This window comes from Streptosporangium nanhuense (assembly GCF_059358815.1).
In genome coordinates this window covers 244,725-260,875 of the sequence record NZ_JCADBG010000006.1, presented here as the reverse complement: position 1 = coordinate 260,875, position 16,151 = coordinate 244,725, and the positions used below count along the sequence as shown (strand labels likewise).

General features: G+C 71.9%; 15 protein-coding genes. 10 read left to right on the top strand and 5 right to left on the bottom strand.

Going from position 1 to position 16,151, the window contains the following annotated elements:
* Window positions 1-59 precede the first annotated feature (59 nt).
* Window positions 60-815, top strand: a complete 756-nt coding sequence (locus AC5L38_RS14770) for a FadR/GntR family transcriptional regulator (RefSeq protein ID WP_495243356.1) — start codon at window positions 60-62, stop codon at window positions 813-815.
* On the opposite strand, the gene AC5L38_RS14765 is transcribed toward AC5L38_RS14770, so the two are convergent.
* A complete protein-coding gene (locus AC5L38_RS14765) occupies window positions 744-2,237 on the bottom strand; it encodes a sulfatase family protein (protein ID WP_495243355.1) in 1,494 nt (497 codons plus the stop codon). The two genes, AC5L38_RS14770 and AC5L38_RS14765, sit on opposite strands and share 72 nt — an antisense overlap.
* A 111-nt stretch (window positions 2,238-2,348) precedes the next feature.
* Here AC5L38_RS14765 and AC5L38_RS14760 point away from each other — a divergent pair, with 111 nt between their 5' ends.
* Entirely contained in the window at window positions 2,349-3,368 is a 1,020-nt protein-coding gene (locus tag AC5L38_RS14760; RefSeq protein ID WP_495243354.1) for an LLM class F420-dependent oxidoreductase, read from the top strand.
* A gap of 38 nt (window positions 3,369-3,406) precedes the next feature.
* Here AC5L38_RS14760 and AC5L38_RS14755 read toward each other — a convergent pair whose 3' ends face one another.
* Entirely contained in the window at window positions 3,407-5,434 is a 2,028-nt protein-coding gene (locus AC5L38_RS14755) for an FtsX-like permease family protein (RefSeq protein ID WP_495243353.1), read from the bottom strand.
* Window positions 5,431-6,219 carry an ABC transporter ATP-binding protein gene (locus AC5L38_RS14750; protein WP_495243352.1) on the bottom strand — a complete coding sequence of 263 codons (789 nt, stop codon included), beginning with the start codon at window positions 6,217-6,219 and terminating at the stop codon, window positions 5,431-5,433. Before AC5L38_RS14750 ends, AC5L38_RS14755 begins: the two co-directional genes overlap by 4 nt.
* Before the next feature lie 157 nt (window positions 6,220-6,376).
* On the opposite strand from AC5L38_RS14750, the gene AC5L38_RS14745 reads away from it, so the two are divergent.
* On the top strand, window positions 6,377-7,027 hold the full coding sequence (locus tag AC5L38_RS14745; RefSeq protein WP_495243351.1) for a response regulator: 651 nt from the start codon (window positions 6,377-6,379) through the stop codon (window positions 7,025-7,027).
* Between the two features lie 83 nt (window positions 7,028-7,110).
* On the top strand, window positions 7,111-7,917 hold the full coding sequence (locus tag AC5L38_RS14740) for a DUF4328 domain-containing protein (protein ID WP_495243350.1): 807 nt from the start codon (window positions 7,111-7,113) through the stop codon (window positions 7,915-7,917).
* A 4-nt stretch (window positions 7,918-7,921) separates the two neighbouring features.
* On the opposite strand, the gene AC5L38_RS14735 is transcribed toward AC5L38_RS14740, so the two are convergent.
* Both AC5L38_RS14735 and AC5L38_RS14730 read right to left on the bottom strand, forming a co-directional pair.
* Window positions 7,922-8,188, bottom strand: coding sequence for a DUF6504 family protein (locus AC5L38_RS14735; protein WP_495243349.1), 267 nt, complete (start codon window positions 8,186-8,188; stop codon window positions 7,922-7,924).
* Between the two features lie 69 nt (window positions 8,189-8,257).
* Window positions 8,258-9,013 (bottom strand): GntR family transcriptional regulator, encoded by a 756-nt coding sequence (locus tag AC5L38_RS14730; protein WP_495243348.1) that lies wholly within the window; start codon window positions 9,011-9,013, stop codon window positions 8,258-8,260.
* 522 nt (window positions 9,014-9,535) lie between these two features.
* Here AC5L38_RS14730 and AC5L38_RS14725 point away from each other — a divergent pair.
* Genes AC5L38_RS14725 through AC5L38_RS14700 form a run of 6 tightly spaced genes read left to right on the top strand, consistent with a single transcriptional unit; the run spans window position 9,536 to window position 16,095 of the window.
* Window positions 9,536-10,576 (top strand): ABC transporter substrate-binding protein, encoded by a 1,041-nt coding sequence (locus tag AC5L38_RS14725; RefSeq protein WP_495243347.1) that lies wholly within the window; start codon window positions 9,536-9,538, stop codon window positions 10,574-10,576.
* Window positions 10,573-11,454: an ABC transporter permease gene (locus tag AC5L38_RS14720; protein WP_495243346.1), complete on the top strand. Its 882-nt coding sequence runs from the start codon at window positions 10,573-10,575 to the stop codon at window positions 11,452-11,454. The genes AC5L38_RS14725 and AC5L38_RS14720 overlap by 4 nt, the downstream gene beginning before the upstream one ends.
* Entirely contained in the window at window positions 11,442-12,296 is an 855-nt protein-coding gene (locus AC5L38_RS14715; RefSeq protein ID WP_495243345.1) for an ABC transporter permease, read from the top strand. Before AC5L38_RS14720 ends, AC5L38_RS14715 begins: the two co-directional genes overlap by 13 nt.
* Entirely contained in the window at window positions 12,293-13,411 is a 1,119-nt protein-coding gene (locus tag AC5L38_RS14710) for an ABC transporter ATP-binding protein (protein WP_495243344.1), read from the top strand. The genes AC5L38_RS14715 and AC5L38_RS14710 overlap by 4 nt, the downstream gene beginning before the upstream one ends.
* Window positions 13,401-14,108, top strand: a complete 708-nt coding sequence (locus tag AC5L38_RS14705) for an HAD family hydrolase (protein ID WP_495243343.1) — start codon at window positions 13,401-13,403, stop codon at window positions 14,106-14,108. Before AC5L38_RS14710 ends, AC5L38_RS14705 begins: the two co-directional genes overlap by 11 nt.
* Window positions 14,109-14,145: 37 nt before the next feature.
* A complete protein-coding gene (locus AC5L38_RS14700; RefSeq protein ID WP_495243342.1) occupies window positions 14,146-16,095 on the top strand; it encodes a serine/threonine-protein kinase in 1,950 nt (649 codons plus the stop codon).
* The last annotated feature ends 56 nt before the right edge of the window (window positions 16,096-16,151 follow it).

The window sequence follows — 16,151 nt, the reverse complement described above, 5'->3', positions numbered from 1 at the left end:
CTTTCAATGGTCCGACCACAGTATGGTCTGACCACATTCCCCCACAAGAGGAGGTCCTCTTGAGCGGTTGGCAACCGGTCCGGCGCACCCGGGCGTTCGAGGACGTGATCGCCCAGATCGAGCGGCGCATCGCGGATGACGGGCTCCGGGTCGGGGACCGCCTGCCCGGTGAGCGGCAGCTCGCCGAGCAGCTGCGGGTGAGCCGGTCGTCGGTACGCGAGGCGATGCGGGTGCTGGAGACCCTGGGAGTGGTGTCGTCGCAGGTCGGAAGAGGGCCGGACGCGGGGGCCTTCCTCATCTCCAGGCCCGCCGAGGCCCTGAGCGACCTGCTCAGGCTCCACCTCGGGCTGTCGAGCCTGTCGCTGGAGGAGGTCGTCGACGCCCGGCTGATGATCGAGAAGTGGTCGGCCTCGCACGCCGCCGTCCACGGGGCCGACCTGTCGGCCCTGACCGCCGCGCTGGAGCGCATGGACGCCACGACGACGGCCGAGGAGTTCGTCGAGCACGACACGGCCTTCCACGTGGCCATCGCCGAGGCCTCGGGCAACCGGCTGACCACCGCCATGATGCTCTCGCTGCGCGACTCGCTCCGCCGCTACGCGGTCGAGGCGGTCGAGCGCCTCGGCGACACGGGCGGGCTCATGGCCGACCACCGCCGGATCCACCGGGCCATCGCCGCCGGGGACGCGGCGGAGGCCTCGGCCGCCGTCGAGGACCACCTGCGGCGGGCCTACCCCGGCATCTCACGTCCCCCAGGGGCTGAGGACGACGAGGGGCTTGAAAGGCAGCAGGGGCGGAGTGACCGAGTCGGCTGAGCGGCAGGTGGCGCCCGAGCAGGAGACCAGGGCGTCGAGCTGCCGGTTGAACTCGGCGATCACGGTGAGCGGGGTCTCGGCGGCGAGGTTGCGGAGCTGGTACGGATCCCTGGTGAGGTCGTAGAGCTGGTACTCGCCGGTGGAGTAGCGGACGAAGGTGTACCGGGCGGTCCGCATCCCCTGGTACGCCGGGACCGGGGTCTGGCGGGCCGAGCCAGGACTGGTCGGGCGGTAGAACTCCAGCAGCACGTTCTGGCGCCACGAGGACGGCGTCTCGCCCCGCAGCAGCGGCAGCAGGGAGCGGCCCTCGGCGAAGCTGGGGAGCGCGGCCCCGGCGAGCTGGGCGAACGTCGGGGCGAGGTCGATGCTCGCGGCCACGTCCCCGACGACGCGGCCCGCCTGGACACCGGGCCCCCTGACCAGCAGCGGCACCTTGATCGACTCGTCGAAGGGCGTGGTCTTGCCCTGGGGAAGCCGGTGCTGGCCCAGGTGGAACCCGTTATCGGAAGCGAAAAAGATATACGTTTCGTCCAGCTTGCCGGAGGCCCTCAGAGATTCGACGAGGGTGCCCACCATGTCGTCCACGCCGAGCATCGCCCGGAGCCTGTCCCGGTAGTGCCGGTCGATTCTGCGGATCTTCGCGGCGTCGAGCGGCGGGAGCGACCTGATCCAGAGCGGCTCGGCGCTCACGTCCGCCTGATTGAAGGACGGGGTGCGCGGGGCCACCACCCCGGCGAAGGCCGCCTGGTGCCGGGGGGCGTAGTTGGCCGGGTTGTGCGGGGCGACCGGGGCGAGGTAGAGGAAGAACGGGTCCTGACTCGGCTGGGAGACGAACGTCGCCGCCTTCGCGCTGAGCACGTCGGTCAGGTAGTCCTGGGGCGCGAAGCCGTAGTTCCGAAGCGTGCCGTTCTCGTTGAGCGTGTAGCCGTACTCCTCGTACAGCCTGCGCACCGGCACGTCCCACTCGTCCCAGCCCGGTGGCACGTGGGTGGCGGGGGCGGCGCCGCCTGGGTAGTGGTTGAGGTATTTACCCATCAGTCCGGTGCGATATCCGGCTGATTTCATCCATGTCGCGATATTGGAGCGTTCCAGACCTGATGTGTAGTACTTGGTGAAACCTCCCTCAGGAGCGGTGTTGGTGTACACGCCGTGGCTGTGCACGTACTGGCACCGCATGATCGACGCGCGCGAGGGGCAGCACCAGGAGTTGGGCACGAAGAACCTGTCGAAGCTGGTGCCCCCCTGGGCGAGCAGGCTCCAGATGTTGGGAAATTTCTGCAGATCACCCGCGTCCAGGTCGTCGACGAGGATCAGCACGACGTTGGGCCGCCCCGCCGCGTGCGCCACCGCCGGGATCGTTCCCACGGCGGCGAGGGCGAGGAGCGACATCAGGGAGAGGAGTTTGCGAGCGGCGTTGAGCACAAATGCACGCTTCCCGAAAGACCGAATTTCGACACCTCACACTCGACCGACCAATGTAGAACGTGTTCTAATTGCGGGGCCTGTCCGGCGTCACGTCGCGAGGAGACCCCCGTGAGCACCGACCTGAAGCTCGGCCTGAACCTCGGCTACTGGCAACGGAACGCCGACGACGCCACCGAACTCGTCCAGACCGCGGAACGGCTGGGATACGAGTCCGTCTGGACCGCGGAAGCCTACGGTAGCGACGCCTTCACCCCTCTGGCCTGGTACGGCGCGCGGACGTCCCGCATCAAACTGGGCACATCGGTGGTGCAGATCTCCGCCAGAACCCCGGCGGCGACCGCGATGACCGCGATGACGCTCGATCATCTCACCGGCGGGCGGCTGCTGCTCGGCATCGGCGCGTCGGGGCCCCAGGTCGTCGAGGGGTGGTACGGGAGGCCGTTCCCCAAACCGCTCGCCCGCACCCGCGAGTACGTCGAGATCATGCGGAAGGTGTGGCGCCGCGAGGAGCCGGTGACGAGCGACGGCGAGCACTACCCCCTCCCCTACCCGGGAGGCGCGAACCTCGGCAAGCCGCTGAAACTGATCACCCACCCGCTGCGCGCCGAGATCCCCCTCTACCTCGGCGCGGAGGGCCCGAAGAACGTCGCGCTCGCCGCCGAGATCGCCGACGGCTGGCTGCCGCTGTTCGTGTTCCCCGAGAAGATCGAGCGGATGTACGGCCCCTCGCTCGCCGGAGCCGGTCCCGGCTTCGACATCGCCGCCATGGTGATGACCGTGATCACCGACGACGTCCGGGCGGCGCTGGACGGGGTGAAGATGATGCTGACCCTCTACATCGGCGGCATGGGGGCCAAGAGCCGCAACTTCCACGCCGACATCATCGGCAGGATGGGCTACGCCGAGGCCGCCGAGGAGATCCAGGCCCTCTACCTGGCCGGACGCAGGGACGAGGCGTTCAGCGCGATCCCCGACGAGCTCGCCGACGGCATCTCCCTGGTCGGCCCGGTGGACCGCATCCGCGAGCGCCTGCAGCTGTGGCGGGACAGCCCGGTGAGCAACCTCCTGGTCATGGGCCCCCGCGACGAGGCCTCCCTGAAGACCGTCAGGGACCTGGTCCTGGGCTGACCCGCCCCTCTCCTCACGACCGCCCTCCCGGCCCGGTCTCAGTCCGGCCGGGGGGCCGGGTCGGCGGTGACGGAACGCAGGAGCGGAGCGCTCGCCGCCCCCGCGCCGATCACCCCGGCGAACCCGAGCGCGACGCAGACCAGCAGGATGATCGCGCCCGTGACGTTCATCGCGACGGCGGCGAACGGCAGGGCGCAGAAGACACCGACCGCGATGGTGCCGCCTCCCATGACCGTCAGCGGTATGAGGGTCTCCGCCCGGCGGGCCGCGTTCAGGACCTCCAGCGGCGTACCGGCCAGACGGAGCAGCGCGTAGGTCTGCCTGCGGTCGAGGACCGAGGAGGCCGCGGTGATCCCGGCGCTGACGATCGCCACCAGGAACGAGACCGCGAGCACGATGACCGTGCCGGTGCCGATGTCGTCGAGGATCTGGGCCTCGAGCCGGTTGTCGTCGGCGGCCGAGGTCGCCCCGTGTCCGGGCACCAGCCCCTCCAGCGCGGTACGCACCCGGTCGAGTGCCACCACGTCCACCGGCCTCTCGGCATCGGAACCGCTGCCGCCGGGGGCGGTGCGGCCCACGGAGACGGCGATCACTTTGTCGCCACCGTCGCCGCCGTCATCACCTTCTCCCCCTTCCCCGTCCTTCCTCACGAGACCGACCTCCGCCCGTACACCCGCCGCGGCCAGGCGCTCGCGCGCCTCGGCGGTGACCTCGGCCACCCGCGCCGAGGGGACGGCCAGGCGCAGCTCCGCCCGCGGGCCCTCGAACATGACGTCGCCCGGGGCGAGGAGACCGACGAAGCCGGCCACGAATCCCGTCAGGGCCACGCCGCTCACCGTCCGCCAGGCGGACCTGGGGTCGTCGGTCAACCGGCGCCCGGCCAGCAGCCGGGCGGGGCTCCGGGCCTTACGGGTGGTGATCCGGCCGATCAGTGCGACGACCCACGGGCCGGCGAGGTTGACGCACAGGAAGGCACCGCCGATGACCGCGGCGATCACCCCCACCTCGGCGCCGCGGCCGATCAGGGGGACCGCCGCCAGGGCCGCGAACAGCACGACGATCCGGACGAAGCGCATCGCCGGAGGGGTCTCCCTCTTGGCGACCCCGAGCGGGCTGACCACCACGCGGCGCAGGCCGACCACGGCCGACACCCCGACGAGCAGCGGCACGGCCACCAGCACGGCGAGCGTGGGAAGCACCCCCGGCCACACGTCGGCCAGGAACCAGGGACCTCCCTTGATCCCGATCCGGGCCAGCAGCGGGGTGAGCAGCCCGTACAGCGCCGTTCCCAGCACCGCGCCGCCGAACGCGGTGATCACCGCCTCGTAGACGGTCATCGCGACCACCTGGCCGGGAGAGGCGCCGACCAGCCGGAGCGCGGCCAGGCGCCGGTCCCTGCGGGCCACGGTCAGGCGGGCCGCCGCGCCGCCGAACACCAGCAGCGGTACGACCATGAGCACGCTCGCGATCAGCCCGAGCGCGCCGTAGCCCACCGCGTCGTCCGTCGTCCTTCCCGTGAAGCCGGAGATCCTCGTCGGCAGGGAGCCGCCGCGGGAGTCGTCCGACGAGGTGGCCCTCATCACCGGCGAGTCCGCCGCCTGCCCGCGTACCGCGACCAGCTCCCCCGGGTACACGAGCGCCTCGTCGCCGATCGTCCCGCCACGCCTTCCCGGGAAGCGGTCGGCGAGCTGCCCTGCCGGAAGCTCGCCGGCGAGCTCCGCCAGCCCCGGGGAGAGCCAGACCTCGCCGGGCGCGGGGAAGCGCTCCAGGCCGGGCGGCGGGGGTGCCTGCGGGCCGAGCGCGGCGAGGTCCACGACCGTGATCCACTGGTCGCGCACGTAGTCCGTGCGGACGGCCTGGATCGCCACGGCCCCGCTCGCGGCCGGTACCGGGTTGCGCCACGCCTCACGGGCCGCCCTGTCCTGGAAACCGAGGTTGGCCACGACGGCGAAGAGCAGCAGCGCGGTGGAGACCGCCACCGCCGCCACGGTCAGCCCCGCCCCCAGCAGGCTGCGGCGGCCCCCGCCGCGCAGCAGCCGCCAGCTCAGGCCGAGCGGCCCGCTCACCGGTTCACCCCGGGAAACGCCCGGACCCCGGGAAGCGCCCGGGTCGCCGCCTCGGCGCCGTCCCGCTCCCGCGTGCCCTCGTACGGCGCCCGCGCGTCCCCGTACGGCTCCCGCGTGCCGGTGCCCGGCAGGAGGTGGCCGTCGCGGACCTCGACCACGCGGTCGCACCAGCGGGCCACCTGAGGGTCGTGGGTGACGACGACCAGCGAGGCGCCGTTGTGCCGGGTGGCGCCGGTCAGCAGGCGCATCATGTCGTGGCCGGTGCTCTGGTCGAGCGCCCCCGTCGGCTCGTCGGCGAAGACGACCGCGGGGCGGGTGACCAGCGCGCGGGCGATCGCCACCCGCTGCGCCTGGCCTCCGGACAGCTCCCCGGGGCGCCGCCCCTCCAGCCCGCCCAGGCCGAGCGGGCCGAACCACTCGTGCGCCATCCGTACGGCGTCGGCCCGGGGCACGTCACCGAGCATGAGCGGCAGCGCGACGTTCTCGTCGGCGGGTAGTTCCGGCAGGAGCTGGCCGAACTGGAACACGAAGCCGAAACGCGTGCGGCGCAGGGCGCTGCGCTTCCGCTCCCCCAGCGTGTCGACGCGGTCGCCGAGCAGGTGCACCTCACCCTCGTCCGGCTTCATGATCCCGGCCAGGCAGTGGAGCAGCGTCGATTTCCCGGACCCGCTCGGACCCATGATCGCCACGGCCTCGCCCGCGTGGACCGCGAGCCCGACACCGCCCAGCGCCACGGTCGTTCCGAAGCGTTTGACCAGCCCGGATCCCTCAAGGACAACATTCATGCCGAGCACCCTCCCGCGCGAGGGCGGGGCGACGGATCGACCGATGGTCCCCGCGGCCCAGGCGCGGGTCGGCCGAAAGGATGATTCGCCGTCGTTCACCGGCACATCGGCCGGATGCCCGATCCGGTCCCGCCTCCGTGCTGGCACAATCCATCAGGTGACGATTCGGGTGCTCATCGCCGACGACCAGGAGCTGGTACGAACCGGGTTCCAGATGATTCTGGACGCCCAGGAGGACATGGAGGTCCTGGCCACGGCCGCCAACGGGGCAGAGGCCGTGGAGCTGGCACGGAGGCTGCGGCCGGACGTGTGCCTGCTCGACATCCGGATGCCCAAGCTGGACGGCCTGGAGGCCACCCGCATCCTCGCGGGGCCGGGGGTGCCCGACCCGATGAGGGTGGTCATCGTCACCACCTTCGACCTCGACGAGTACGTCTACGGGGCGCTGCGCGCCGGGGCGACCGGCTTCCTGCTCAAGGACAGCGGGCCGACGCTGCTCATCGAGGCGATCCGGGCCGCGGCGGCCGGCGACGCGCTGGTGTCGCCGTCGGTGACCGTACGCCTGCTCGAACACCTCTCCCACCCCCGGGCCGGCGCCGCCCGGCCGCCCAGCGAACCCCTCACGGAGCGCGAGCTCGACGTCGTGCGCCTGGTGGCCAGGGGGCGGACCAACCAGGAGGTGGCCGCCGAGCTGTTCGTCTCGCTGTCGACCGTGAAGACGCACCTGGGGAGCATCCAGACGAAGCTGGGAGCCAGGAACCGGGTGGAGATCGCCGCGTGGGCGTGGGAGTCCGGCATCGTCGGCTGAGCGGGTCGTTTGGGCTGATTAGCGAGAGAGCTGACGGGATAGAAAAAGGGCAGGTCCTCGGCGCATGGCGGGGGGAGATATACATGCGCTCTATCCCAGCTCTACAGAAAAGGTCGGCTTCGGCCGTCTATGTCGCGCTCACCGCGCTGGTGATCGCGATCGCCGCCCTGGTGGTGTTCGAACAGGCCCGTGGCCGGAGCCTCGTCCTGGAGATATCGAAGCTCGGCGGCGATCCCCGCGCCCCCGGCGCCGACGCGGTCTTCGGCGCGGTCACCGTCTTCGCCATCCTGATCATGTTCTTCGCCGCGGCCGCCGTCGCCGCCCTCGCCGCGTACCTGAACTGGCTGCTCCGCGCCCGGCAGGGCGCCGACCTGCCCGCGGTGGCGCCGGTCCTGGTGAGCTGGTTCGTGCCGGTGGTCAACCTGGTCGCGCCCGCCGTGCTGCTCGACCGGCTGTGGTGGGCCTCCCGCCCGCCGCTGGACCGCCGCCCGCGCTGGACGGCGCTGCTCACCGCCTGGTGGCTGAGCTGGCTGGTCGCGCTCACCCTGGTGCTGGCGCGGCTGTGGCCGGGGGCGCCCCAGGGAGGCACGAACCTGACCGGTTTCGGGCTGGTCGAGCTGACCGCCGTCGCGGTCGCCTCCCTGCTGTGCGCGGCGACCGTACGGCAGATCACCGGCATCCAGGCCGCGGGCGCCGGGCACCGGCGGCGGGCCGATCCGGAGCGCCACCTCCCGCCCCCTCCGGCGGAGGCGGTCCCGAACCTGCTCGTGAGGAGCTCCCCGCCCTCCTCGCCCGCCTCCCGGGAGGCCGCTTCACCGGAGGCCGCCTCGCCGGAGGCCGCCTCATCGGAGGTGTCCGAGTCATCGCCGATGAGAGGCTCGTCCGGGTGAGGCGTCAGTCCCACGCCCTGAGCAGCAACCAGCCCTCGCCCGCGGTGTCGAACCGGAGCTCGTAGGTGCCCGCCTGGTCGCCCGAGGCCGCCTCGGCCCGCCAGAACCGGCGCTCACCGGGATCGCTGTCGGAGATCTTCCACCACTCTCGCGCGACGACCCAGTGGTCGAGGACCCGGCGGACGGTGTACAGACGGTCGCGCCAGACGAACTGGACGGGCTGCCCGTCGCGGATCCACACCTCTATGGGGTCGCCGTAAAGTCTGCTCAAGACGCTTCTCCCGCGGCTTTCGGATGAGCACCCGGGGGAAGGCGGGCCTGGCGTATCGAACATACGTTCTCACGGAGCCGGGCGCAAGTCCCCCATCTGCCGCACGAGCGGGTTCGCGTCCACCGAGTTGCGGATGCTGAAGGTCACGCTGCCCGCGCGGTGGCGGTCGTCGGACCACTCGACGGGCCGCCCCTCGTGGGTGGTGGTGACCCGGCGCTGGCGCAGCAGCGGGCTGCCCCTGCGCACGGCCAGCAGCCTGGCGTCCTCGACGCCCGCGGCCACCGCGTCGATGAGGTGCTCGCCGTAGGCGAAGACGAGGCCGACGCTGTCGTACAGCGCCTGGGTGACCGACTCGCAGTCGGGTTCGATGCGCTCGACGGCCGGGGCGATCCACCCGGCGTAGACCGTGCGCTCCAGCATCACCGGCTCGCCCTCCAGGGAGCGCAGCCGCAGCACGGAGAGCACCGGGTCGCCAGGCTGGAGCGCCAGCCGTACGGCCTCGGTGGTGTCGGCGCCCCTGCGGCGCTGTTGCAGCACCTGCCCGCTGACCCGGTAGCCCATCGCCCGCGCCCACTGGGCGAAGCTGTGCAGCTCGGCGAAGCTCTGGCTGCGCTCGCGGCCGAGCACGATGCGCCTGGCCCCCTGCCGGGACCCGACCAGGCCCTCGGTGGCGAGTACGGCGACCGCCTGGCGGATCGTGCCGCGCGAGGCGGCGAAGCGGGTGGCCAGCTCGGCCTCGGAGGGCAGCTGCGCGCCCACGGGGTGCTCACCCCGCATGATCGCGTCGCGCAACTCCTCCGCGATGCCCATGTACCGGGCCGTCATGTCCGCGCCCCTTCCGGACGGCCCGCGGACACCGGCCCCTTTCCAGGGCGGCCCGCAGACACCCGCGCCCCTCCAGGACGGCCCGCGAACTCCAGGGCACCCTTCCACGCGTCCGCGCACACTCGGTGACCGCGCAATCTCGCCTCGCCTCTCAAGCCGCCCTGTCTCGTCCGGCCCGGCGCGCGTCCGCGGGATCCCTCGCTGCGCGCACCTGGCGGCCGGTTCAGCACCACCCTAAACAAGCATCAATGGCACACATAGCCCAGGTTCGCGCATTTCACCGGCGTACTTCGTGCGTTCACCAAACAGCAACTGATTCACGACAGAGCAGGTCTAGCTTGTTTGTACAAGTTCGTCTACTTTCGTGAAATATTGCGCGACACCCCCTTGGGAGACACAGTGATCGCATCCCGAGTTCGCTTTGCAGGCCTGGCGGCCTTCCTCCTGGTCGGCGCCGCCGCGTGCGGTGCCGCTCCCGGTACGGAGGCACCGTCGGCAGGCGCCTCAGGCGCCGCGGCCGGAGTGGACGCCAGGACCGCCACCTCCGCGGCCGACTTCGGCGGGCTGGACAAGCTCGTCGAGGCCGCCAAGAAGGAGGGCAAGCTCCACGTCATCGCCCTCCCGCCCGACTGGGCCAACTACGGCAAGATCATCGAAACCTTCAAGGCGAAGTACGGCATCGAGATCGAGAGCGAGACCCCCGACGCCGCCAGCGCCGACGAGATCAACGCGGTGAAGACCCGCAAGGGCCAGGACCGCGCCCCCGACGTGCTCGACCTCGGCCAGTCCTTCGCGATCAGCGGCGCCGCCGAGGGCCTGTTCGCGCCGTACAAGGTCCAGACCTGGGACAAGATCCCCGAGAACCAGAAGGAGGCCAGCGGCCTCTGGTTCAACGACTACGGCGGCTACGTCTCCATCGGCTGCGACGCCAAGAAGATCGCCAAGTGCCCGGAGACCTACGCCGACCTGCTCAAGCCCGAGTACAAGGGCAAGGTCGCGCTGAACGGCAACCCCACCAAGTCGGGCTCGGCGTTCGCGGGCGTGTACGCGGCGGCCCTCGCCAACGGCGGCTCCTTCGACGACATCCAGCCCGGCCTGGACTTCTTCAAGAAGCTGAAGGACGCCGGGAACTTCAACCCCGTCGAGACCACCCCGGCCACCATCGAGAAGGGCGAGACCCAGATCAGCATCGACTGGGACTACAACAACGCCGCCTACGCCCCCAAGATGGCCGAGAAGGGCCTCGACTGGAAGACCGTCATCCCCAGCGACGGCAAGTACTTCCAGCTCTACGCCCAGGCCATCAACAAGGACGCCCCGCACCCGGCCGCCGCGCGCCTGTGGCAGGAGTTCCTCTACAGCCCCGAGGGCCAGAACCTCTACCTCGGCGGTTTCGCCCGCCCGGTGCTGCTGCCCGCCATGAAGGCCGACGGCACGGTCGACGCCGCCGCCGAGGCCAACCTCCCGCCGGTCGAGGGTGAGCCCACCTTCCCGACGGAGGAGCAGGTCAACAAGGCCAAGGAGGTCCTGGCCGGAGGCTGGGGCGCCGCGGTCTCGGGATGACCGTCCCCGCCGTCACGGCCGCCGCCCCGCGCGGCGGCGGCCGTCCTCGATCCAAGAACTGGCTGGGAGCCCTGCCGCTGCTGGTCGTGACGGCGGTGGCCTTCGGGATCCCGGCGCTCACGCTGCTGGCCGGCGCGTTCACCGTCAAGGACCCGGCGACCAAGGTGTCCTCCTTCGGCACCGCCAACCTGTCCAGGAGCCTGCAGGGCCCCTACCTCAACGCCCTGCTCAGCAGCGTCCAGCTGTCGGCCGTGGTGGCGGTCGTCGCCGCGGTCGCCGGGACGTTCCTGGCCCAGGCCGTGATCACCTCCCGGTTCACGGCGCTGCGCGAGGCCGTGCTGACCTTCTCCGGCGTGCTGGCCAACTTCGGCGGCGTGCCGCTCGCCTTCATCTGGATCGCCACCCTGGGCAACTCGGGGGTGATCACCACCGCGCTGGGCCTCGGCTCGGGGGTGCTGTACAACTTCTGGGGCCTGGCCCTGGTCTACATGTACTTCTCGGTGCCGCTGATGGTGCTCGTCGTGACCCCGGCGCTGGACGGCCTGCGCCCGCAGTGGCGGGAGGCGGCGCAGAACAACGGCGCCACCACCTGGCAGTTCTGGCGCTACGTCGGCATCCCGGTGCTGACCCCGGCCCTGCTCGGCGGCGTCGTCCTGCTGTTCGGCGGCGCGTTCGCCGCCTACGCCACCGCCTACGCCATGGTGGGCAGCACGGTCCCGCTGGTCACCCTGCAGATCGCCGAGGCCCTCACCGGGGACGTCCTCATCGGGTACGAGAACGTCGCCCTCGCGCTCAGCCTCGACATGATCGTCGTCGCCCTGCTGGTGATGGCGGTCTACCTGCCGCTGCAGAAGAGGAGCTCCCGATGGTTGCGGTAGCCACCCTGCCCGACGTCACCCCGGGTCCCGCGGCCACCGCGCGTCCCGGGCAGCGCCAGGCCTGGCGGTGGATCGTACTGGTCGTCGCGGCGCTCTACTTCGTCGTGCCGATGGCGGTGTCCTTCTGGTTCACCGTCTACTCGGAGGGCCAGGGCTTCTCGCTCGCCGCCTACGGGCGGATCCTGTCGGCGCCCGGCTTCCTGCCCAGCCTGCTGCTCTCCCTCGCGCTGGCCGCCTGCACCATCGTCGCGGTGCTGCTGCTCACCCTTCCGGCGATGCTGGCCGTACGGCTCGGCGCGCCCCGGCTGCGGCCGGTGCTGGAGCTCATCTCCACGCTCCCGCTGGTCGTGCCGCCGATCACCTACGTGGTCGGCATCAGCACGGCGCTGCGCGACGGCGTCGACGCGCTGGCCGCCACCCCGTTCTGGGCGACGCTGATCGCCATCCAGGACGAGAGGTTCCCGTTCGTCCTCGTGCTCGCGTACGTGATGCTGACGCTGCCGTTCGCCTACCGGTCGCTGGACGCCGGGCTGCGCGCGATCGACGTGCGGACGCTGGTGGAGGCGGCCCGCAACCTGGGCGCCTCGTGGCCATACGTGCTGTTCCGGGTCATCATCCCCAACATCCGGTCCTCCATCGCCAGCGCCTCGTTCCTCACCCTCGCGCTGGTGCTCGGCGAGTACACCATCGCCGCCCTGCTCGGCTACGAGACGTTCCCCGTCTGGATCGTCACCATCTCCGGGAACGACGGGCAGCTCTCCGTCGCCCTGTCGATCATCAGCCTGCTCCTCATCTGGCTGCTGCTGCTCACCCTCTCGGGTGCAGGAAGGAAACGCAGATGACCGTCGAGTTCCGGGGGCTGCGCCGCGCGTTCGGCCGTACGGTGGCCCTGGACGGCCTGGACCTCACCGTCGAACAGGGCGAGCTGATGGCCCTGCTCGGCCCTTCGGGCTGCGGGAAGACCACGGCATTGCGCTGCGTCGCCGGTTTCGAGCACCCCGACGCCGGAGCGGTGCTCGTGGACGGCAAGGACATCACCCGGGTCCCCGCCAACCGGCGTGACGCGGGCATGGTCTTCCAGTCCTACAGCCTGTTCCCCAACCTCAACGCCAGGGACAACGTGGCCTTCGGGCTGCGGGTGCGCAAGGTGCCGACCGCCAAGCGGCACGCGCGGGCCGACGAGCTGCTGGAGCTGGTCGGCCTGCCGACGCACGCCCAGCGCTACCCGCACGAGCTGTCCGGCGGGCAGCAGCAGCGCGTCGCCCTGGCCAGGGCGCTGGCGCTGGAGCCGCGCGTGCTGCTGCTCGACGAGCCGCTGTCCGCGCTGGACGCCAAGGTCCGCGTCTCGCTGCGCGAGGAGATCCGGCGCCTCCAGCTCGAACTGGGCATCACCACCATCTTCGTCACCCACGACCAGGAGGAGGCCCTGTCGGTCGCCGACAAGGTCGCGGTGCTGCGCGCGGGGCGGCTGGAGCAGTGCGGCCCTCCGGCCGAGGTCTACGACCGGCCCGCGACCCCGTTCGTGGCGGAGTTCGTCGGCGCGATGAACCACGTCCCGGGCCGCCTGTCAGGCCAGGAGGTCACCGTCATGGGCAAGCTCATGCCGGTGGACGGCCCCCTGCCGTCCTCGCCGGACGTCGACGTGCTGGTACGCCCCGAGGCCGTGCTGGTCACCCCCTCCCCCGACGGGAAGGCCACGATCGTGGCCTCCTCCTTCCGCGGCTCCACCGCGCGGCTGCGGGTGCGGGTGGGCGAGCTGGAGGTCCTCAGCGACGTACCGGGACACGACGCGGTACGCCTGGCGCCGGGCACGCGGGTGGACGTCGCCCTCGTGCAGCGGCCCGTGCTCGTCGCGGCGCGCACCGCCCCCGCTCCCGCTCTCACCTCCGAGGACCCCGCGGTCTTCCCTGGGTCCTCGAAGGCGGCCGAGCCGGAGGACGTCGCGGGTGTCGGGTGAGCTCGGAGCCGTCCTGTTCGACATGGACGGCACGCTCGTGGACACCGAGGGGATGTGGTGGCAGGCGTGCGTGGAGGTCGCCGCCGAGCTGGACCTGGAGCTGACGGAGGCCGACGCCGGCCACGTCCTCGGCCGCCTGGTCGAGGACGCGGCCGGCTACCTCGCGCGCCGCGCACCCGTACCGCCCGGCGTGGAACGTGTCGGCGTGGGTCGGGCCAAGGTGGAGCGGGGCGACGTGGAACGCGTCGGGGCGCGGCTCACCGAGGCCTTCGCCGAGCGGGTCTCCGGCGGGGTGACGCCGCTGCCCGGCGCGATCCGGCTGCTGGACGACCTGAGGGCGGAGGGCGTGCCCACGGCACTGGTCAGCGCCTCACCGCGGCTCATCGTCGACATGGTGCTGCACACCGTCGGGGCGGAGCGGTTCGCCCTGGTCGTGGCCGCCGAGGACACCGCGCGCGGCAAGCCGCTGCCGGACCCGTACCTGCGGGCGGCCTCCGGGCTGGGCCTCGACCCCGCCGACTGCGTGGCCGTGGAGGACAGTCCCACCGGCCTCGCGGCGGCCCGCGCGGCGGGGTGCCGGGTGGTGTCGGTCTCCGGCGACCCGGTGGCGGACGACGTACTGACCGTGGACAGTCTGGAAAAAGTGGACCTGCCGCTGTTGCGACTGCTGGCGAGCGGCAAGAGATCGATAGGCTGAACCACTCATGTGACGCCGTATGCGGTTAGGTACAAAGGTGAACAACCTCAGTCCCGACGAACCCTTGCAGATAGGCCGATACCGCGTGCTCAGCAGGCTGGGCCGGGGCGGGATGGGCACGGTCTATCTTGGCGAGTCCCCTGACGGGCAGCAGGTCGCCATCAAGGTCATCAATCCGGAGTACAGCCAGCACGAACGGTTCCGGATGCGCTTCCGCAGGGAGGCCGACGCGGCGCAGCGGGTCCGCAGGTTCTGCACGGCCGCGGTCGTCGAGGCGGCGCTCGACGACGACCAGCTCTACGTCGTCACCGAGTACGTCGCCGGCCCCAACCTGGAGGAGGCCGTCGACTCCGGCGGCCCGCTCCGCGGCTCCAGCCTCGACGCGCTGGCCGTCGGGGTGGCGACCGCGCTGACCGCCATCCACGGCGCCGGTGTCGTGCACCGCGACCTCAAGCCTTCCAACGTGCTGCTCTCCCCCGTCGGCCCGCGCGTGATCGACTTCGGCATCGCCCGCGCGCTGGACACCCTCAGCGGGATGACCGGGACCGGCGAGATCCTGGGCACCCCCCGCTACATGGCCCCCGAGGTGCTGCGCGGCGAGCCGGTCTCGGCCGCCTGCGACGTGTTCTCGTGGGGCTGCCTGATGGCCTTCGCCGCGAGCGGGCGGGCGCCGTTCGGCGGCGAGGCGCTGCCCGCGGTGCTGTACCAGGTGCTCAACACCGAGCCCTCCCTGGAGGGCATGGAGCCCGCGCTGCGCGAGCTGGTCACCTACGCGCTGAACAAGGACCCACGCAACCGGCCCACCTCGCAGCAGCTCCTCGACCACCTGGTGGGCCGCTCCGCCGCGCCCGAGCAGGCCGCCCACTCGGTCCAGGCCTCCTGGCAGGGACCCCGGGGACCTCAGGGACCTCAGGGACCGCCCGGCCCCCCGTGGACCGGCCCCACCGGGCCCCCCTCCCCCGACCCTGGCCGTGGACCCTCGGGACAGAACCCATCCCCCGGCTGGGGGCACCCCGGTCCCGCGGGACAGAACCCCGCCCCCGGCTGGGACGACGCGGGCCGGCCCGGCGATCCCGGCTGGGCGCACACCGCGCCCTCCTCCCAGGCCGCGCACACGATCTCCGGCACCGCGCAGGCGGGGCCCGGCTCCTCCCCCGACGGTCCCGGCCACACCCTTCCCGAGCGTCCGCGGGACGACACCGGGTTCTTCTGGCGGGGCGGGGTGACCAGGCGGCGGAAACTGCTCGCCGGGGTGGCGGTGGCGGCCCTGATGGTGGTGGCCGGAGGGCTCGGGCTGCGCCTCGCGCTCGCTCCCGGCGGCCCGCCGGAGAACCTCGCCCTGCTCTACCAGGACGACTTCACCCAGAGCGGCACCGGCTGGAGCGGCGGCACCTACAGCCCGATGACCGGCACGTACGGCTACGCCCCCGAGGGCTACTACGCCGTCGACGTCAGCGGATACTCCCCCGTCAGGCGGGAGCAGGCCCCGATCCCCTTCGTGTCCGCTCCCCCGGCCACCCCTGACCCCTCGGCCAGCCCCACGCCGATCACACCGAGCCGGATCCTGCTCGGCTCCGACATCAGGATCCGCACCGGCACCACCGGGATGGGCGAGTACGGGTTGTTCTGCCGGGGCGAGGACGACAACAGGGCGACCCGGTACGAGTTCCTGCTCGACACCTCGGGCAACGCCCGCATCCGCAAGACCGTCAAGAGCGCCGGGGGCGAGCTCACCAAGCCCGTCAAGGTCGACCTGCCCAAGGGCGAGGTCATCCGGCTCGCGGCGGAGTGCAGCGGCGTCGCGGGGGGCGTGCAGCTCACCATGTGGGTCAACGACGAGCAGGCCCAGTCGTTCCTCGACACCAACCCGCTGCCCAACGGGCTGGTCGGCGTGATCGCCCGGGTGGGCGAGAACAGCAACGCCGTCCTGCGGACCGCGTTCGACAACTTCACCCTGCACGGCCCCGCCACCCCCACGCAGCCCTGACCGGACGGCCGCGACGGCGAGTGATCCACACGGCGCCGGGCACGACCAGGGCAGCC